At 36.2% G+C, this 20,678-nt stretch carries 16 protein-coding genes; 6 read left to right on the top strand and 10 right to left on the bottom strand.

Going from position 1 to position 20,678, the window contains the following annotated elements; all coding sequences use genetic code 11:
* Positions 1 to 76 precede the first annotated feature (76 nt).
* From NZ923_02675 to NZ923_02665, 3 genes are read right to left on the bottom strand one after another with little or no spacing between them, the layout of a single operon-like run.
* Entirely contained in the window at positions 77 to 1,648 is a 1,572-nt protein-coding gene (locus tag NZ923_02675) for an aldehyde dehydrogenase family protein (GenBank protein ID MCS7228925.1), read from the bottom strand.
* A 1-nt stretch (position 1,649) separates the two neighbouring features.
* Positions 1,650 to 2,438: a dipeptide/oligopeptide/nickel ABC transporter ATP-binding protein gene (locus NZ923_02670; protein ID MCS7228924.1), complete on the bottom strand. Its 789-nt coding sequence runs from the start codon at positions 2,436 to 2,438 to the stop codon at positions 1,650 to 1,652.
* Entirely contained in the window at positions 2,435 to 3,220 is a 786-nt protein-coding gene (locus NZ923_02665; protein MCS7228923.1) for a 16S rRNA (uracil(1498)-N(3))-methyltransferase, read from the bottom strand. Before NZ923_02665 ends, NZ923_02670 begins: the two co-directional genes overlap by 4 nt.
* A 142-nt stretch (positions 3,221 to 3,362) precedes the next feature.
* Here NZ923_02665 and NZ923_02660 point away from each other — a divergent pair, with 142 nt between their 5' ends.
* Positions 3,363 to 4,730 (top strand): GWxTD domain-containing protein, encoded by a 1,368-nt coding sequence (locus NZ923_02660; GenBank protein MCS7228922.1) that lies wholly within the window; start codon positions 3,363 to 3,365, stop codon positions 4,728 to 4,730.
* Between the two features lie 36 nt (positions 4,731 to 4,766).
* Here the strand turns inward: NZ923_02660 and NZ923_02655 are convergent, their stop codons facing one another.
* The 3 genes from NZ923_02655 to nadA form a co-directional block, all read right to left on the bottom strand.
* Complete coding sequence (locus NZ923_02655) at positions 4,767 to 5,351, bottom strand: copper ion binding protein (GenBank protein MCS7228921.1); 585 nt, start codon at positions 5,349 to 5,351, stop codon at positions 4,767 to 4,769.
* An 81-nt stretch (positions 5,352 to 5,432) separates the two neighbouring features.
* On the bottom strand, positions 5,433 to 6,218 hold the full coding sequence (locus NZ923_02650) for a hypothetical protein (protein ID MCS7228920.1): 786 nt from the start codon (positions 6,216 to 6,218) through the stop codon (positions 5,433 to 5,435).
* Between the two features lie 18 nt (positions 6,219 to 6,236).
* Complete coding sequence (gene nadA, locus NZ923_02645; GenBank protein MCS7228919.1) at positions 6,237 to 7,181, bottom strand: quinolinate synthase NadA; 945 nt, start codon at positions 7,179 to 7,181, stop codon at positions 6,237 to 6,239.
* A gap of 272 nt (positions 7,182 to 7,453) precedes the next feature.
* Between nadA and NZ923_02640 the strand changes: the two genes are divergently transcribed.
* Genes NZ923_02640 through NZ923_02620 form a run of 5 tightly spaced genes read left to right on the top strand, consistent with a single transcriptional unit; the run spans position 7,454 to position 13,221 of the window.
* Positions 7,454 to 8,032, top strand: coding sequence for a TetR/AcrR family transcriptional regulator (locus tag NZ923_02640; protein ID MCS7228918.1), 579 nt, complete (start codon positions 7,454 to 7,456; stop codon positions 8,030 to 8,032).
* A 13-nt stretch (positions 8,033 to 8,045) separates the two neighbouring features.
* Positions 8,046 to 10,322, top strand: a complete 2,277-nt coding sequence (locus NZ923_02635; protein MCS7228917.1) for an MMPL family transporter — start codon at positions 8,046 to 8,048, stop codon at positions 10,320 to 10,322.
* A 21-nt stretch (positions 10,323 to 10,343) separates the two neighbouring features.
* Complete coding sequence (locus tag NZ923_02630) at positions 10,344 to 11,075, top strand: outer membrane lipoprotein-sorting protein (protein MCS7228916.1); 732 nt, start codon at positions 10,344 to 10,346, stop codon at positions 11,073 to 11,075.
* A 1-nt stretch (position 11,076) separates the two neighbouring features.
* Positions 11,077 to 11,877 (top strand): DUF3108 domain-containing protein, encoded by an 801-nt coding sequence (locus NZ923_02625; GenBank protein ID MCS7228915.1) that lies wholly within the window; start codon positions 11,077 to 11,079, stop codon positions 11,875 to 11,877.
* 9 nt (positions 11,878 to 11,886) lie between these two features.
* Positions 11,887 to 13,221, top strand: a complete 1,335-nt coding sequence (locus NZ923_02620; protein ID MCS7228914.1) for a hypothetical protein — start codon at positions 11,887 to 11,889, stop codon at positions 13,219 to 13,221.
* 42 nt (positions 13,222 to 13,263) lie between these two features.
* On the opposite strand, the gene NZ923_02615 is transcribed toward NZ923_02620, so the two are convergent.
* From NZ923_02615 to NZ923_02600, 4 genes are read right to left on the bottom strand one after another with little or no spacing between them, the layout of a single operon-like run.
* A complete protein-coding gene (locus NZ923_02615) occupies positions 13,264 to 15,657 on the bottom strand; it encodes a S9 family peptidase (protein MCS7228913.1) in 2,394 nt (797 codons plus the stop codon).
* Positions 15,658 to 15,674: 17 nt separating this feature from the next.
* The gene (locus NZ923_02610; protein MCS7228912.1) at positions 15,675 to 18,140 is read right to left on the bottom strand and encodes a carbohydrate binding family 9 domain-containing protein; all 2,466 of its coding nucleotides are present in this window, start codon (positions 18,138 to 18,140) and stop codon (positions 15,675 to 15,677) included.
* The gene (locus NZ923_02605) at positions 18,115 to 19,602 is read right to left on the bottom strand and encodes a CCA tRNA nucleotidyltransferase (protein ID MCS7228911.1); all 1,488 of its coding nucleotides are present in this window, start codon (positions 19,600 to 19,602) and stop codon (positions 18,115 to 18,117) included. Before NZ923_02605 ends, NZ923_02610 begins: the two co-directional genes overlap by 26 nt.
* 38 nt (positions 19,603 to 19,640) lie before the next feature.
* Positions 19,641 to 20,672 (bottom strand): Gfo/Idh/MocA family oxidoreductase, encoded by a 1,032-nt coding sequence (locus NZ923_02600; GenBank protein MCS7228910.1) that lies wholly within the window; start codon positions 20,670 to 20,672, stop codon positions 19,641 to 19,643.
* Positions 20,673 to 20,678 lie beyond the last annotated feature (6 nt).

Raw genomic sequence — 20,678 nt, 5'->3', positions numbered from 1 at the left:
TTAAAGTTGGATCGCTTAAAACTTCCCTTCGGGGAATGAAGCAACCATCTCTCTATTATTTGTTTACTTCAAAAATCTACACTTTGCTTTGCTCGTCCCTAAACAAGTTTAAAAGTAGAAATGGTGCTGATTTTATCTTTTGAACGAGCGATGGCGAGTATAAAAAATCAATAGATTTTTTAATTGTGTTTAAAATCTTAACATCATAACCGAACCACCACAAACGATAGGGAGAAATAAAATCGTAACTTTCAAACTTCACATTGACCATATCATAGATCCCAAATTCAGAATGCACTCTTCCAAACCCACTTGACTTAACACCACCGCATGGCGCTTTCGCATCGCCGTAGTGAACTACGCACTCATTAACAAGAACAGAGCCAGATCTTATCTTTTCAACAATCCTCTTTGCTCTTTTTCTATCCTTTGTCCACACACTTGCGGAAAGCCCATATTCACTTGAATTCACCATACAGATAACCTCTTCTTCATCACTGAATTTTACAACTGGCAAAATCGGTCCAAATGTCTCCTCCTTCATCAAAAGCATTGAATTATCCACATCAATTATAACAGTTGGTTCAAAGAAATAACCTTTTAATTCATTTCCATTTTTGTCTTTCGGAGTAATTCTTTTTCCACCTGTTAAAATCCTTGCACCTTTTAAAACAGCATCTTGAACTTGGTTTTCAATTATTCTAAACTGTTTCTCGTTGTTAATTGGTCCGATCTCAACATCTGGATCAAGTCCATTGCCAACTTTTAATTTTCTTGTTTTCTCAACAACTTTTTCAATGAAGACATCAAAAATTTTCTCATGAACATAACAAACCTCAACAGAAACACAAGTTTGCCCCGCATTCGCAAACGCACCCCATACAGCTGCACTTGAAACGAGATCAATATCCACATCATCAAAAACTATCATCGGATCTTTACCACCAAGTTCAAGCGACACAGGAATAGGCTTTTTGGAAGCGTTTTGCATTATGATTCGTCCCGTTTTCGTGCTACCTGTGAACGAAATTTTATCAACTTCAGAATTAACAAGAGCTTCGCCAACATCCCCATAACCAATAACAATGTTAAAGACACCTTCAGGAAAACCAGCTTCCTTAAAAACTTCATAAATTTTTAAACCAATTAAGCTTGTATACTCCGAAGGTTTAAATATAACACAATTGCCCGCAACAAGAGCTGATATAATCGGTGCAATTGGAAGAAGCAAGGGATAATTCCATGGCGAAATCACTGCAACAACCCCAAGTGGTTCAAAATGAATGTAATTTCTTTTTACCCAAAACAACGGAATTTGTGAGCGAACCTTTCTTGGTTTTAAAATTCTTTTAGCGTTCTTGATGTAATAATCAAAAAGATCAAGCGTCGGAAAAATTTCCATAGAATACGATTCAACTATCGGTTTGCCGTTTTCAAGCGTTATAAGCTTTGCAATTTCATCGCGATTTTTATAAATAATTTCCCTTGCGTTTTTCAAAAGAGTTAATCTTTCATCAATTCTTGTGCTTGCCCACTTTTTAAATGCTTCTTGTGCAATTCTTGAAATCCTGTAAACTTCTTCAATTGGAGTTGTTTCAATTTCAGCTATAACTTCAAGCGTTGCTGGGTTAACCGAGGATAATTTCATTTTACAATTTCTTTTGAGTTTTTATACTTAAAACTGAACTTAACAATCTTTTGGTATATTCATTGTCTGGCTCGTAAAAAATCTTTTCAATTATACCTGACTCAACGATTTTTCCTGCTTTCATCACAAAAGCCTTATCAGCTACTCTTCTTGCAACCCCGATATCATGAGTTATAAACAAAATCGTAAGATTAAATTCATCTTTTAAAATTTTCAAAAGTTCAATTATTTGAACCTGTATTGATACATCAAGAGCGGAGACGATCTCATCACAGACCAAAAACTCCGGCTGTAAAGCAATTGCTCTAACTATCGCACAACGCTGGAGCTGTCCCCCGCTCAATTGTGATGGATATTTTTTTAAAATATCAGGATTAAGCGCGACTATTCTCATTAATTGAACAACATAATCTTCAACGCTTGAAGGATCAACAACTTTGTGAAACTTGACTGCTTCAAAAATTTGATTTCCAACTTTATAAATCGGATTGAAAGTCGTAAACGGATCCTGAAAAACCATTTGCATTTTCCTTCGCAACGGTCTCATTTGCTCTTTATTAAATTCCGTTATATCAATCCCATTAAAAAAAATCTTGCCCTCGTCTGGATCTATTAATTTCAAAATTAACTTCCCAAGAGTTGATTTTCCGCTACCAGATTCGCCAACAAGAGCCCATATCTCAGCTTCGCTGATTAAAATATCAATTCCATCAACTGCTTTTACTATCTTTGAACCAACCTTAAAATACTTTCTTAAACCTTTTGCTTTTACCTTTTCTTGTTTGTTCATTTTCCCGATGCGCTTATTTTGCGGTTATTTGTTTTCAACGATAAGAAAAATTGAACAAGAACCCCCACGCTGACAACGCTCGCGGTTTCCGATCGCAATCTTCTCTCACCAAGCGAAACAACATCAAAACCAAATTCAAGCGCAATTTTAATTTCCTCGTCTGTGAAACCTCCCTCTGGACCAGTGGCAACTAAAATAGATTTCACATTTCTTAAATCTTCAAGATAATTCCAAAGCAAAACTCTCTTACATACATCGCTTTCGTGCAAAATTATTTTTCTTTCATATTCTTTGAATTCATGAACAAACTTTTTAAAATCAACAGGTTCACATAATTCCGGTAATAAAGCACGATTTGATTGTTTACAAGCTGAAACGATTATCTTTTTCCACCTGTCAATTTTGTTAGGGGAAATATCCTTAGGATCCTTAACAGGGACAACTCGCTCTGTTACAGTTGGAATTATACGCTTCACTCCGAGTTCAGTTAATTTTTCAATTGCAAATTCAAATCGTTCAGGACTTTTCAAAAATGCCTGTGCAATTGCTATATCAGCGTCCAGCTCGCCTTTCATAAACTCCTCACCGATTATCTCACATTCAGCCCTATCGCGCGTTATGCCTATGATTTTAGCGGTGTAAATTTTACCACTTCCATCAAGCAGATAAATTAACTCACCTATTCTCTTCCTTGAAACACGAACAAGATGATGGAATTCTTCGCCTTCAATTCTTGCAATGTTATTTCTTACATTTCTCGGATCAATATAAAAACTTTCCATCTGTGAATATAAATCTCTTTTCTGCGTAAAATTAACTCATTTAAGCCTTTCAATCAACATTTGGGAGCGTCGCAAAATTTGATAATTTACTTAAATTTGGCTAAAATAATTTTGGATAAAAAACACAAAATTTTAATAAGCCATGCTCAAGGTTTTATTATTACTATTTCTGATCCCTGCCCAACTTATGGGGCAGAATCAGCTTCGGATAAATGCTGATTATGCCTCTTTCAAATATGATGCATCCCGAAGTTATGTTGAAATTTACTACTCTTTTCACCACAGCCAACTCAAATTTACAAAAGATGAATCCGGTTTTAAAGGCGGGCTCGTGATTCATGTGCTAATTAAAGATGTCGCCAAAGACAGCATAATCCAAGGTAGAGCTTGGAAAGTTCCTGTTGAACTTAAAGACACAAGCGAAATTGATCCGAGCAAAAGTTTAATTGGTGCTACTGCTTTTCTTCTTGAGCCAGGCAAATACCAATTCATTGTCACTGCCCGCGACATCGTTGATCTCTCAAGATTTGACAGCCTGATAATACCTGCTTTAATAAATCCAGTTCCAGACAATAAGTTATGGTTAAGCGATGTTCAACTTTGTTCCAACATTTATCAATCAAACAACAAGGAAAGCATCTTCTACAAAAACACATTTGAAGTTATACCAAATCCAAGCCTACTTTATGGTCTTGGTTTACCTGTTCTTTACTATTACGCTGAAATTTATAACATTAACGCCGTGACAATTGATAGATATACCATTGAATGGAGAATATATGATTCATTCGGAAATATGGTTAAAAGTGGCAAAAAATTAAGAATGAAAACACCTGCAAACGCTGTAGTTGAAGCAGGAACCGTTAACCTTTCAAATCTTCCATCTGGCACATACCGATTTGTCTTAATTGCAATGGATACAGCGGAAAACAAAGGTGTTAGCTCTGTTAAAAGATTTTATGTTTTTAATCCGAATATAGCTTTGCCAGATACCCTACGAATTGCAGGTGGCTATGATCTTGCGTCAGAATACGCAGGTATGACAGAAGCTGAACTTGACAAAGAATTCGCAATAGCAAGATATATCGCAACGCCCGAAGAGGTAAATAGATATAAGCAATTAAAAGGTGAAGAAGCGAAGCGAAAGTTTCTTGCTGAATTCTGGAAAAAAAGAGATCCAAATAAAGATACACCGATTAACGAGATGAAAATTGAATATTTCAAGAGAGTTGAATATGCCAATCAACATTTTACAGTAGGAAACAAGGAAGGTTGGAGGACAGACAGAGGAAGAGTTTACATTATGTATGGACCACCCGATGAATATGAAAGACATCCTAACGAGGTTGACAGCAAACCCTACGAAATCTGGTATTATCACAGCATTGAAGGAGGAGTTCACTTTGTATTTGTTGATAAATCCGGATTTTCAGATTATATTCTTGTCCACTCAACAAAACGAAATGAAATAAGGGACGATAACTGGCGAATTCATATCGCTCCAAATTAAACTTAAAGGGGCACCGTAGTGGTGCCCTTGTGTGAATTAATGTTCCATTTCTTTGTGAGTTTTTTCTGGTTTCTTATCATTTGCGGTGAAGCCAACTTTCACAATTGCGTCTTCAAGGTCACTTACCTTGACTTTTTGGGGATCATAAACAACTTTGACCACTCCAAATTTTTTCTTGTAATCTTTTTTCTCAAATTCAACAGCTCTTACTCCATCAACTTTTTTAAGCGAATTTTCAACAGATTTAGCACATCCACCACATTCAATTCCTTTGACATTTATTTTCGCCACTGCTCCTTCAACTTTCGCTGGTTGTTTCTTTTCTTGTTTTAAATCTGTTTCAAATCCTGTCTCATTCACAGCTTCTGCCAACTTGTCTATGCTAACCTGATTTGGATTATAGCTAACCTTAACGATACCATAACCCTTATTTAAATTCGTTTCCTCAAATTCAACCGATTTAACCCCTTTAACATTCACTAAAGCCTCTTTCACTTCATCCACGCAATGGTCGCAAGTTACTCCGCTGACTTTAAATTTCACAACAGCTGTTTTATCTTGTGAAAAAACAAGACCGATAGACAAAAATCCCAAAAGCAAAATATAGATTGTCCTTTTCATAATAGCACCTTGTTTTGTTTATAAATTGGGCTTTAAAATTGGAAACAAAATTTTCAGAGATATAGTTTTCAAGATACATAGTCAGAAACTATAAATCTCGTTTCGTCTCGGGAAAACCTCAACATGATTCACAAGCAAAGTTTTTCGCAATTTCTCAATCACATTGCGATATGATGAAAAACTATATATCTTTACTCTATCTTGAATAAATCCAAATTGGGAAACATCAAGCGACTCGTCAAGTATATCAAGAAATTTCTTCGGTTTAAGTCCCGTGCCGGCAAGAAGTTTGCTTTTGCGAAGCAAACTCAATATGTAAAAATTTTTCTTCGTGTGAGTATGATATCGGCGAATGGTATTTATCGCATTTATTTCACTTCCAGAAAAAGCAACAGCAAGTGAAAACGAGATCGCGGTTTCTCTTCTATATGTTTTATCAAGATAATCCCCTGTGATAAGATTTATCATAATTTCAGTCCATCCTTCATAAAACAATGCCCAACTTCCAGTGCCTCCAGTTAAATACTGTATGTGATGGATAAGTTCGTGAAGTATTAAATCTATAGGGATCGGGATATATTCAGGGATTAAATGCTCTTCCCCATCAACAAGTATGTAATCCCTTATGACAATTGATTTGTCTGCATTGTTGTAAAATGAGCTTGCTTCCGAATTGATCTCTTTCACATTACTTGCTGTTTTAAGCCAATGCTTTCTATCAGGATGACCAAACTGATACAAACTTGCATATTCAAGTGCGGATTTAGCAAGGATTATTTTGGGAATTGGTACTTCAAAGTTGATATTTAGATGGTACTTTAAAAGATTAATCAGGTTTCGCAAAGTTTTCTGTGGATATGGTTTCATTTCCCCCTTGTTTGAAATTTATTTAGTCATCTCAAACATTCTTTCAAGGGGAATAAGTGCTTTTTCAATTATGTCTTTTGGTAATGTCACTTCTGGTTGTTGTTTTTTCATACAAAGGTAAAGTTTCTCAAGCGTGTTCTTCTTCATATATGGACATTCATTGCACGCGCAACCAGAATCAGACGGAGCGGAGATGAAAATTTTATCTGGGCATGACTTTTTCATTTGATGAATTATCCCTGGTTCCGTTGCGACGATGAAAATCTTATCCGAACTTGATTGAACATATCTTAACAATGCACTTGTTGATCCGATGAAATCAGCTTTTTCAAGCACTGGGTCCTCGCATTCAGGATGAGCGATAACCTTTGCCTCAGGATACTGGATCTTCAATTCAAGTATCTTCTTTTCACTAAAAGTTTCATGAACTATGCATGTTCCGGGCCAAAGCTCCATTTTTCTGCCAGTCTTTTTCATAAGATAGCGTCCGAGATTTCTATCTGGAGCGAAAAGTATCGGTTTATCTTCAGGAATTTGCCTAATGATCTTTTCAGCATTACTTGAAGTTACAATAATATCACTTAATGCTTTGACCTCAGCTGATGAATTAATATATGTAACTGCGATATGATCAGGATGCGCCTCACGCCAGGCTTTAAAAAGTGAAGCGGGACAATTATCCGCAAGCGAACATCCCGCCTCAGTATCAGGGATTAAAACTTTTTTCTCTGGATTTAAAATTTTGGCTGTTTCGGCCATAAAATAAACACCAGCAAAAACAATAACATCCGCATCGGTTTCCCTCGCCCGTTTAGAAAGCTCCAAACTATCCCCAACAAAATCAGCTAAATCTTGAATCTCCGACTCCTGATAATAATGGGCTAAAATCACAGCGTTCAGCTCCTTCTTCAACCTCAAGATTTCCGCTTCAATATCTATCAACATTTCCACTTCCGGCTCCATTTTGTTCCCTAAAAATTTATTTGTCTTTGCGTGAATTTAAACTAAAAAAAGACAATTTGCAAATTTATTTTTTAATTTGTTCCGAAGAAGCAAAAGACATCACGCAAATTTTAATGCTTGTTTCTCCTTGCTCCATTCCTTCAAACATTCCTTTTCCCTTCAAATTTCAATTTGTGAGCTAGCTCAAAACCATACAAACCCGAAGCTTGACTTTTTAAATTTTTCCGACTATATTATTTTCGACCAAAAAAACAAAATGGTCGAAAATTCAAATGATTGATATTGAGAAAACGAAAGATGAGATAGTTGAAATAGCACGAGAAATCTTCGCGAGGTTTGGCTTCAAGAAAACAACGATGGAAGAAATCGCAAAAGCTGTGAAAAAAGCAAAAAGCTCACTTTATTACTATTTTCAGAGTAAAGAAGAAGTTTTTCAAGCCGTTATTGAACAGGAAGCGCAAGTCCTACGCGAAAAAATTGAAAAAGCGATAAGTCAGGAAAACACCCCACAAGGCAAGCTTCGCTCATACATTATAACCCGAATGAAAGCGCTTAAACACTTGGCAAATTTTTACAGCGCATTGAAAGATGAATACCTGGAAAACTATAAATTCATTGAAAAATTCAGAAAAAAGTATGACGAAGAAGAAACAAACGCAATATGCGAAATCTTAAAAGAAGGAATTGCGAAAGGTATATTTGAGGTAAAAGATATTGAAATGACAACGCTTGCAATTTTAATTACCTTGAAGGGTTTTGAATCATGGGTCTTTCAAGGGAATACGCGATGGACGGAAAAGGACATTGACAATTTGCTTGACATCTTATTTTACGGAATAATTAAAAAGTAAATGAGTCAGAAAAATGCAAAAATTTAGCAACTTCATCATAAACAATCGTAAGATACTTATTTTCATCATCATTGTTTTGACGCTAATTTTTGCTTACTCAATGAAGAACTTAAAAATTAACTCCGACTTCGCATCATATCTTCCTGAAACCGATTACGCAGTCAAGCTGGCAAGAAATATCGGAAATAAATATGGTGGGAATTTAACTGCGATAGTTGCAATTGAAAACGAAGATATCTTTAACCACAAAACTTTAACCGAAATTTATAACTTAACCGAGAAGCTAAAGTATGTTGACGGCGTTTCATATGTTACAAGTTTAACAAATGTAATTGACATAAAAGGGACAGAAGAGGGAATTGAAATTGGGCGACTAATTAATGAAATACCAGACGATCAACAAAAGCTGAACGAGCTAAAAAGATATGTCCTTTCAAAAGATCTTTATAAAAACATCGTATCAAGAGATGCTAAAGTGACATTGATATTGTGTAAACTAAGAGAAGGTGTGGACAAGGCACAAGTTGCAAAGGAAATAAAAAAAGTTGTTGAATCAGAAAAGATAACAGGGAAAGTTTATTATGGTGGATTACCCTTTCAGATGATTGATATGAATCAACTTATAATTGACGATCTGAAGATATTAACACCACTCGTTGGTGTGGTGATGATTCTAATTTTGCTCTTCAGCTTCAAAAATTTAAGAGGCGTCATCCTGCCGATTCTTTGCGTTGCCTTAAGCATAATATGGACACTTGGATTGATGTCTCTTTTGAACATACCATTAACGATAATCTCTGATTCAATACCTGTAATTTTAACAGCGGTCGGAAGTGCCTACGGAATTCACATCGTAAATAAATTCAGAGAGGATATAAGGATAACCAATCCAAAAGAAAGGGCAAAAATTGCTTTAAGCGAGATCGCTCTTCCAGTTATTCTTGCAGGAGTTACGACCATTGCTGGCTTCCTGTCCTTTGTTTCTGGCTCTTATTTGACCATGATAAAAGAATTTGGAATTTTTACAAGTGTCGGCGTCTTGTTTGCCCTCATCATATCACTTACACTGATCCCATCAATTTTATCATTTTTAAAACATGAAAGAATGATCAACAAAGTCTCAGATTCACAACAGGACAGAAAGCTTGTAGTGAAACTTACAAAATTAATATCAAAGTTTAAGTATTTAGTTCTCATTTTCACTGTGTTGATCGTCGTTGCTGGGATAGTTGGGATTTTTAAAATAAACAGAGAGGTAAGTATAATTGAATATTTTAAACCAGAGACAAATGTCAGGGCAACAGAGGAAATGTTAAAGAAAAATTTCGGTGGTTCACTGCCACTTTATATACTAATTAAAGGTGATATTCAAAATCCAGAGGTTTTAAATGAAATTAAAAATGTTGAAAACTTCCTCCGATCACTTGAAGATGTTCATAATCCACAATCAATAGCGAGCATAATTGAGGAAATGAACAATGCAATGGGCGAAGGTAAAAAAATCCCAGAAACGAGGGAAAAGATAATAAACCTAATGTTTCTAATTGAAGGCGAAGAAATTTTCAGCCAACTTGTCTCACCAGAGAAAGATGAAGCAATTATTCAAGCGATGGTGACCTATGCAAGTTCAACGAAAATATCAGAACTTGTCCAAAGAATTGATAATTATTTCGCTTCAATTTCATCTAAAGGAATAGATGTCAAGTTTGAACAAACTGGCATGCCTCTAATTTATAAACACTTAGACGACGCCATAATCAAAAGTCAGATACAAAGTTTAATCTTCGCCCTCGGATTTGTCTTTTTGATAATGATATTTCAACTTAAAACAGTTCTCGGTGGACTTCTCGGAATTGTCCCAATTTCATTAACTATAGTCGTAGCCTACGGATTTATGGGATATTCTGGAATTCCGTTGGATATCGCGACAGTTTTAATCGCAGGAGTTTCGCTCGGCATGGGGATTGACTACTCAATTCATTTTATGAACAGATTAAAAGTTGAGCTTAAAGAAAGTTATGCTTTTGAAGAAGCAATAAGCAAGGTCCTTGGAACGACTGGTATAGCAATTCTTATAAATGTTCTATCAGTCGCACTTGGATTTTTGGTCCTTGTATTCGCAAATGTGATACCGTTGCAAAGATTTGGTATAATGATTTTGCTTACAATGTTTTTATCGGGTGGCGCAACGCTTGTTTTACTTCCGGCGATAATTTTAACCTTCAAGCCAAAATTCCTAAGAAAACTTCTTAAACAAGTTGAGATTCAAAAGCAAGTTGAAATAAAATAAAAACAAAAGGAAAGATCAAAAATGCGTTATCTGTTTCTTCCCATTGCTCTACTTTTATTTCTAAATACATCATTTGCTCAACTCACTGCTGTTGAAATTCTGAAAAAAGTTGACGAGGTATCTTATTCGGCAAAAGATCAATTTTATAAATCAAAAGTCACATTGATAGACAAAAACGGAAGAGAAACTTATCGTGAAGCTTTAATGTATCAGAAGGGGACAAACAAACGACTTGTTAAATTCACAGAGCCAGCCGACATAAGAGGTATCGGTTTTTTGTCCCTACCTGACGATGTGAACTATGTTTATCTCCCCGCATTTAAAAAGAGCCGAAGAATTGCATCTCACATCAAAAATCAAAATTTCGCAGGGACTGATTTCACATATGAAGATATGGAAGCGTTGACTTATTCGGAAAAATGGGAGCCAGAACTTTTAAGAAAAGACGATTCATATTATGTTTTAAAATTAACACCACGGAAAGGTAGGACAAGCGATTATTCAAAGTTGATCCTGTATGCCAGGGTTGATAATTTCTATCCCGAAAAAATAGAATATTACGATAAGGCCGGGAACCTCCATAAAATTTTAACAAGGAGAAAGATTCAAAAAATAGGAAACTATTGGGTTGCTCTTGAAACCGAGATGAAAGACATCAAAAAAAATCATACGACAAAGCTAGTTCTTGAGGATGTCAAGTTTGACACAAACCTAAGCGATGACATTTTCACAGTAAGAAATCTTGAACGATAAAATGAAATTTGTCTTTTCTCTAATCTTTTCAGCCTTTTGCTTTTTCAATAATTTAACAGCAGATGACTTTAGATTCAGCTCGGAATATCTTGAGTATGATGTGTATTGGAAATTTTTAAACCTTGGCAAGATAAGAGTATGGACGAGAGTTGAAGGTGATAGTATTTATTCAAAAATCCATGTTGAGTCAAACCCATACATCTTCTTTGTAAATGTGAACTATACTTTTGAAAGCAAGTTTCACAAGGAGAATCCACTAAATAGTTACTTGAATGTTTATGAAGTCAAAGATGCCATCCCGTTAAAGACAATTTTCTTGAGACAAGGAAACGATATAATTGCAAAGCAATTTGATATCAAAAATGGCATTTTCATAGGTCAAAAATCAATTTATTATCCAGATATATACTACCACGGGATAACTGCGTTTTTCGTGGCGAGAAAGCTATGTGGAACTGGAGTCGCGGTCTATCTTCCACTTTTGTTTGCAACTGAAGAAAAGCTTGAACGCCCTCCATTTATTGTAAGAATTGAGAAAGTTAAGTTTAATTTCCCTGAGAAAAGAGAAAATGTAAAGATCTCTTCATTAAATTCTGAGATACAAACAATTGAGATAAATGGCTACGCATCGTTTGTAAGCAAAGAACTTGCGGGTATATCAGGTGAGTTCAACGGTTGGTTCTCCGATGATTGGGCAAGGGTTCCAATTAAAGCAACATTTAATACTTTTCTCGGCGTAGTCCGACTTGAACTTTCAAAATGGGAAAAAGATAGTTGGAGTCCACCTTTAAAAACAAACTAAAAAATAAATATGAAAAAGATTGAAATTCTCTTCCTGCTGCTTGCTTTTACGACGCTCTTAAGTTCACAAAATCTACAAATCGGTGGTTATATTCAAGCGGACGACAGATTTAAATTAAAAGACAGAACAATATCGTGGGAAGAATATCGTCTCGCTCTCATGGGACAAGTTGAATTTGAAAAATCAAAATTTTATTCAGAAATCTGGATTAGAAATTTTGGCTCAAGCAATGTAAAGAAACTATTTGAACTCTCTGATAAAAATTATGTTGAACCAGTTAGCATTGAAATTCGCGAAGCATATGTTGACCTGAAAGATTTCGTAATTGATAATCTTGATCTAAAAATCGGAAGGCAAAGAATAGCTTGGGGAACGGCAGATAAGCTAAATCCAACAGATAATTTGAACCCAGACGACCTTGAAGATATTTGGGATTATGGCAGGCATCTTGGTTCAAACGCAATTAAACTTTCTTACTACCTTGGTGATTTCACAATAACTGGTGTTTTCATTCCAACCTTTACCCCTTCTGTTTTGCCAAAAGGTGATTGGATAAAGGTATTTGCTTCTGAATTTTTCCCGAACTCATCCCACGAATTTGAAAATTTATCGGAAAGAGTCATAGTTGTAAACCCCGAAAATTCACTTAAAGAAGCTTCAAAGTTTGGCTTGAAGATATCAAAGAGGGATATTTTCGGCTTTGATCTTTCAATGAGCTATGTATATGGAAGAGATGATATTCCAATGCCATTTAAAGCCATATTACCAGTTGGCAGATTAGTTCCAGATTCTGTTTATCTTTTCTTCCCGAGAATGAGAGTTGTAGGAATTGATTTCGCAGGTGATATAAGAGGAGTTGGTGTTTGGGGAGAGGCAGGGATATTTTATCCAGAGGAAGTTAATTTTGAAACAGTGATCGTGATACAACCGACAAATTTATACTTATCCAGAAAAATTCTTGAGAAGAAAAATTACACGCGATTCGTTCTCGGCTTTGATTATACATTTGAAAATGGGATCTATGCCAATGTTCAATATCTTCATGGATTTCTGCACGAGAGAGGTCGTGGAAACTTGAAGAACTATCTTGTCTTTAATTTTGAAAGAAAATTCATGGACGACAAACTTAAAATTAATTTCCTAAGCGGTGGGGTTGAGTTTAAACGCGCCAAAGATATCAGAAATAATTACTCTTTGATTTACAATCCACAGATAACATATAATCCAATTGACAATTTAGAACTTGCGATCGGTGGAAGGATAATTGATGGCAAAGGTAGCACGACTTTCGGTAGGTTAAGAGATAGAGATGAGATTTATATCAGAGTTAAATATAGTTTTTAAATCAATCAAATGGCACGCCTTTGCGGCGTGCCTGATATTTTTTTAATCAATTAAAAATTCAAATTGTGAAAACCTTGAGATTTTAAATCTCAACGATCCTTTCAAATTAGTAGCATCAAACGCGACTTTGAGCGGATAATAACGGTTTTCACCCTTAGTGTCAACAACTGTCTTTATATCCCCTTGCAATAATCCTTTAACTCCGCTTACTTCAACTGGGACACCAGATGATTTTACGACATTTCCATTTAAGTCATAGATTATGAAATCATTTCCGATAGCTATTTCAAATGGTTTTGCGTTTTCGCTTGCCTTGAAAAGAACATCAACTTCAATAAATTTTTTTGCTGTATCAAAACCGGAATAATTAACATTTTTACTTGCTCTCACGACTTTTATCTCCCAACCTTCCGCTTTAACCCACTCATCAATGCGGACAAGTGGCTTTCTTTCGGGCTCAATCCCAAGAAGATATTTGTTAAACCACTCAAGGCAACGATAAAACTCGTCTATTCTATGGTTTGGTTCCCTAAAACCATGCTCCTCTCTTGGATAGCGCACGAATTCAACTGTTCTACCAAGATGTTTTAAAGCTTGATACATCTCTTTTGAGTTACTTATGAAAGTATTTTGGTCTTCATCACCATGCATTATCAAGACGGGAGTTTTTATGTTCTTAACATAATAAAACGGTGAGCGCTCAAGATAAATTTTGAGGTTATTCCAATAATAATCACCAAGATAATCTGGCTCCCAGCTTGGCAAATATGAATTGCTATAGTCAGTGATCAAGTTAAAGATCCCGAACATTGAAACTGCTGCTTTAAATCTATCGGTTTGAGTTATAGCCCAGTTTGTCATATAACCGCCATAGCTTCCACCAAATATTCCAATTTTATTCTCGTCAGCTATCTTTAGTTCCTTTACTATGTAATCAATCCCAGTCATTATATCTTTGAAATCGCCACCGCCGAGATCTTTGAAATTTGAAATCCCAAACTTATTGCTATATCCCGAGCTTCCCCTAAAGTTCGGTGCGAAAACAAGATATCCTTCATTTGCCCAAACTTGTAAATTATAATACTGACGAAGCATATCTTGGATCCTACTGTAAGGTCCGCCGTGGACAGCGACAAGCATTGGATATCTTTTGCCTGGTTCAAAATTAACTGGTTTAACAAGAATTCCCTCTATCACCCAACCGTCAAAACTTTTCCATCTTATCACAGTTTGCTCACCGAAAGTAAACCCTTCAAGCTGCGGATTAAGATTTGTTAATTTCTTCAAATCACCATTCTTAAAGACATACACATCAGGAGCGCTCGTTTTACCTTCAACGAGAAATACAATAGATTTATCAGACACAGCGATATCACTAAAAACTCTCTCTCCACCGAAAAATTCTTTTACTTTACCATCCAATGAAACCTTGTAAACATGAGTATAAACGCCATTAGCAGTTCTCGCATAGATCACATTCGGCTCCGATCTTGAAAACTCATAACTGATAACTCCGATGTCAAAGTTTTCCGTTAGAATTTTTATCTCGCCTGTTTGAGGATCAACGATGAAAAGTTCCTCTTGTGAATATGTAAATTTCGGGTCAATATCAGCAACGAACGCAATATATTTTCCATCTGGTGACCACTTCGGTTGTCTCTCGCCTCCTGGTCTTTTGGTTAGCTGTTTCGCCTTTCCAGTCTCAATCTCCAAAATCCACAAATCAAATTTTTTACCATCATCAATATCGCCGGTGTAATTTGTGGTGTAAACGACTAATTTCCCATCTGGCGAGATATCAAACTGATCTATCCCATAATCACCGGTGAAAATTTTTCTTTCTTTTTTTGTTTTGACATCAACAATATAAAACTCCTTGCGATATTTTTCTTTATCAACGACGATTGGATCAAACTTTAGCTTTTTATCTCGCTCCTTCTTTTCCTTTTCTGGTTTTGGCAAGGTTTCTTGCGTTAGGTAAAGTATGGATTTACCATCTGGCATCCAGTGAAATGAGATGACACCTTCGGGGGCATCGGTTAATTTAAAAGCTTCGCCACCATCAACGGGAAGAAGCCAAATTTGGTTTTTCACCTCTTTTGCTTCGGGATTCGTCTTGCGATTGGAAATAAAGGCGATGAACTTGCCATCTGGCGAGAACTTTGGGTTTCGCTCATCCTCTTTTGAAAATGTTAACTGTTTCACTTCACCTCCATCAGTTGAAACAAGGTAAAGATCCGTTCTATACACACTTTCCTCAAAGTCAGCTTTTGAAAGAACGAAAACAACATTTCTACCATCAGATGATACATCAATCTGTGAAGCGACATTGATTGAAAGCATATCTTTAATTGTAAACTTTTTCTTTACCGACTGACCTGAAAGTGCAGAAAATGATATTAAAACCGAAACCACGATAAAAATAGCTTTTTTCATTATTTCACCTCCATTTTTTAGATTATTAGCCCGTGAGTTAACTTAAGATAAACTCCGCTGACAGCGGGCGTTTTGAAAGTTTGCATAATATCTCTATGAAGGCTTCTGAAATAATCTCCATCCCTGCCATTTCGTGATTGAGTGATGACGAAATAAAGAACGCTTCCTGCTTTATATTCCCAACGGAGTATGAAATTCAAATTAAAAGATTGTGTGTTGAAATCTGGGTTTTTGGTATAGTTGTATGGAACAAGGATTTCTGGTGTTTGTAAAACTTTAAAGTTCTTATAGTGTCCTTTCGCAATAAATGTTTGAGCATAAATTTGAAATGTTAAGTCCCGTGTAAATGTAACGGTTCCTCTCAAAGTAAGATCAAATTCATCGGTTGATCTGTCGGCGAAGATACTTAACCTTTTGCCGGCAACGCTTATATTTTCAACCCACGCCTCTTCGTTCCTGACAAATCTCAATTGGTTTTCTATTTGAAAATCTATCCAATCCGCTGGTCTTAGCGTGACACTTACTTCGTATCTATCCTGCCATCTTCTCACATCTTCTTTATCTAAGAATCCCCATTCTCCAAATCCATATTCAAAATCAACAACTATGTTCTTTCTTGAATCACTGCGCACAGAAAAATTAACGACATATCTTTCTCGGCCAAGATAAAGTCCATTTCCCCTTGTTTCCCTATCATCATAAACTTTCCAAGGGCTATAAAAGCCAAAAATTGAAAATCCCCAATAGTTCAGAAACTCTATAGTTTGGTCAAATCCGATCCCACGCATGATCATTGCTCGGTCAAAATTCCATCTATAATTATACCTAATGCCCGCATAGTATCTTCTTATTATCCAGAAAGGTTTGATATCTTGCTTAAATCTTAACTCTGTTGAACCTCCATGATCATTATCCCTTGTGAAAAATCCGACATCGTTTATGTAAAATCCTTTCGCGGTATAATCATAGTTTGTTGAATAAAGGAAATTTTCTCCGGCAATTTTTGCAATTGAAATTCTACCGGAAGTTGCTGGTTTTCCTTGATTTCTTGATGTTTTTGAAAATGCAAGGAAGCCCTCAAAGGCATATGTGTTATTCAAAAATCTCAATCCCCAATCAAAGCCACCAGTTAAAGCTGGGATCGTTCCATCCCTTGAAACATTTGTTAATATCATTCCGATCATGGAGTTTCTCAATATATCCTTCTGAAGGCGCAAAACAGCGTAATTTGCAAGTGGTTCAACTCGGACCTTGAATTCACGCCCAAGCGAGTCGCTTACTATTGCTTTTTCTGGGCTTGTCAAAGCGTTTATGAATCCAAGCGAAATTCCATTCTGCGACTTTCCTGTTAATTTTATAGCACTGAGGATCTTTGTTCTTTCAGGGTAATAAACAATTCTTCCACCTTCTGGGACATTTGGATATCCGGATGGCCTTTTACCTATTCTTCGCGAGTAGAAAATCTGCATACCTGCAAATCTTCTACCGCCACCTCTGCCACCAGGTGCACCAAAGCTAAAGAATTGAGAGCCATCGGTGAAAAATTGTCTTTTCTCAGGGTAAAATGTCTCATAAGTTGTGAGGTTTAAAACGACTTGATCAGCTTCAACTTGGCTAAAATCGGGATTAAAAGTCGCGTTCAAAACAAAATCATTTGTAATTTTATATCTTAAATCAAGTCCAACATCAAGCCTAAAATCTCTCGTTTTAGAGTTTAATTCAGATTCAGGGGAAAAGACAAGTTTTGAAGCAGCGTATGGATAAATTTCTATGCCTTTGGGTGAGCCAATTTGATTTAGCCCAACAAGATGCCCAATCCTTGAGACTCTACCAGTTTCCCTCTTGGATATCAAAGCCCATTGAACAAGTTCCTTTTTCCTGCTTATGTATCTTTCAAAATTGATTCCCCATTCTCTATCAGCAGCAAATCTCAAAGTCGCAAATGGAATTTCAACCTCGCATATCCAGCCATTTTCGTTTATTTGTACTTCTGCTTCCCATATCCCATCCCATTCATTGTCAAACCTTGATCCATCGCCTGTGATAATGCCATCTACCTTCACACCAGCTGAATTAACAGAAAAGAAATAAGCGGTTTTGTGATCGTGGAATGTGTCAAGTATTATGTTGATTTTATCTGATTCAATCTCCCTATCTCTTCTCGTCAATCGTGCGGTTATCTTGGAAGGTTCAGAATCATAAAGGATGAAGCCAAAATAGATCGCTCTATCATCATACAAGATTTTAACTTCTGTTCTTTCGGTTGGGCTTTCACCTTCATATGGATCAAGTTGAATAAAGTCAGAAACAGAGATTGCTTTTCCCCACGCTGCTTCTGAAAGCACGCCATCAATTTTTATTCCGCCTTCAACTTTTACAGCTACAGCCGTTTTATTTTGAGAGTTATGTCCCATAGAAATATCACTTAGGGCTAAAACAAAAAAAATTAAAACGAGATCAATCAATATGCGTTTCTTGCTCACTTTGCTTCCTATTTTTATTTTTTTCGCTTTCATATTCGGCAATGATTTTATCTTTTATTTTCATAAGGTAATCAAACGCTGCATCATGTTCATTTGGGATCAAGCCTTCAAGTATGGCTTCTTCTATCGCTTTTTTTAGACGACCAACAAGGGGCCCAGGATTCAAGCCAAGCGCCTGCATTATTTCATTTCCATCTACTGGTGATTTAAACGCTCGTAATCTATCTTTCTCTTCAACTTCTTTAATTTTTTGAACGACTATGTCGTAATTTCTTGAATATTCAGCAACAAGTTTTGGGTTTCTGGTCGTTATATCTGCTCTACAAAGCTTTATCAAATCATCCAAATCCTCACCTGCTTGAACGATCAGCCTTCGTATTGCTGAATCGGTTACACTTTCATCAACCAAAAACATTGGACGAAGATGGAGGCGCACAAGTTTTTCAACATATTTTGATTTATCAATCGGAAGTTTCATTCTTCGGAAAATTGAGCGAACCATCTTAGCGCCAAGTACATCATGTCCATAAAATGTCCATCCAACACCTTCTTTAAATGCTTTCGTTTTAGGCTTTGCTATATCGTGAAATAAACCAGCAAGCCTAAGCCAAACATTATCCGTCACCTTTGCAAGATTATCAACGACTTGGCAAGTATGCTGAAAGACATCTTTGTGATGATATTTAGCAGTGTTATCGTCCTCGTTGTTTGTCCTTTGCTCCGTTCCTTCAAGCTCTGCTACCTCTGGCAAAATGATATGCATAATACCCGTTTCTTGCAGTAGTTTCAAACCTATGGATGGCTTCGGCGATTGCATTATTTTTAAAAATTCATCCGTGATCCTTTCCTGTGAAACTATACTTATGCGTTCCCTCATCTTCTTTATCGCCTCAAGTGTCCTTTCTTCAATTTTAAACTCAAGTTGACAAGCGAACCTTATAGCTCTCATCATTCGCAACGGGTCATCGTCAAATGTTTTTTCAGGATCAAGCGGTGTTCTTATTATTCCATCTATTAAATCTTTTCTACCATCAAACGGATCTATGACTTTTCCAAATGTTTTTTCATTTATTGAAATTGCAATTGCGTTAATTGTGAAATCCCTTCTTGCGAGATCGTCTTCAAGCGTTCCATCTTCAACTACTGGCTTTCGCGAATCCCTTCTATAGCTCTCCTTCCTCGCTCCAACAAATTCAATCTTTCGGTCCTCAAGCGAAATCATCGCGGTTCTAAATTGTTCGTAAACTGTAATTCTTTTCTTAAAATACTTAGCGACAATTCTTGCAAACTTTATTCCTTGACCTATCACAAGAAAGTCAACATCTTTAACTTCTTTGCCAAGCAAAAGGTCACGCACATAACCACCAACTACATATGCTTCGTAATTATTTTCGTCAGCGATTTTCCCGACTATCCTCACTATTTCGTCGTTTATTTCAACTATCTCATTGAATGTTTTCATTTTTTAATGCATCGGAATTTTGTTTTCAATTCATATGTTCAAAAATCAAGCGACATCTTTTCCTTAACGATTTTTTGCTGTCTTTCAATTTCCTCAATAATTTTAAACGCAACTTCAAGCGAAAGTTTTCCCTCTTCAGCTCCAACTGGTGTCGGTTTATCGTGAATTATTGAATCAATAAATGCGATAAGTTCTTCTTCAATTGGATTGATGTTTTTTATCTCTGGCTGTTCATAAATAATTTTTCGTTTTTTCGTGCTCTCTTCAATTCTACCAAGTAGAACTGTCGGTTTTATATCTTCAGCGTTATCTTTATTTTCCCCATTGTCCACGAGGCGAAATATCTCGGTTATTCCCTGTAAAAAATCAATTGATATGTAGGCGTCTTTTTGAAAGATTCGCATCTTTCTTTCGTTCTTTCTTGAAATCCTACTTGCCGTGACATTTGCGACGCATCCGTTCTTAAATTGTATCCTTGCGTTTGCAATATCAATTGAATCAGAAATCACTGCGACACCGCTTGCTCTTATCTCATCAATTTCACTTTTTACGAGATTTAAAATTATATCAATGTCGTGAATCATCAAATCAAGTATCACTGCGACATCTATTCCTCTGGGCTTAAACTGCGCAAGGCGATGCGTCTCAATGAAGACAGGTCTAATCTTATAATTTGATAGAGAAAGCAAAGCGGGATTAAATCGCTCTACATGTCCAACTTGAACTTTTAAATTTTTCTCACGAGCAATTCTTATGATTTCATCAGCTCCATCAATATCATCTGTTATCGGCTTTTCAATAAATGTGTGAATCCCACGCTTCAAACAATGAATAGCAATTTCTCGGTGAGTTGTTGTGGGTGTGGCTATAACAACTGCTTTAACTTCATCAAGCAGTTCATCAAGTGTTGAGAACATTTTAACATTGTTATCTTTAGCAATCTGTTTTGCTCTTTGCTCGTTTATGTCGTAGACGCCGACGAAATTTGCAGTTGGAATTTTTGTAAGAATTTTTGCGTGAATGCTGCCGAGGTAACCGACCCCAATAACTCCGATGGCAACTTTCTCCATAAATTT

This window comes from Candidatus Kryptonium sp. (genome assembly GCA_025060635.1).
Lineage (GTDB): Bacteria > Bacteroidota > Ignavibacteria > Kryptoniales > Kryptoniaceae > Kryptonium.
This window is presented reverse-complemented; position numbering and strand designations above follow the sequence as displayed.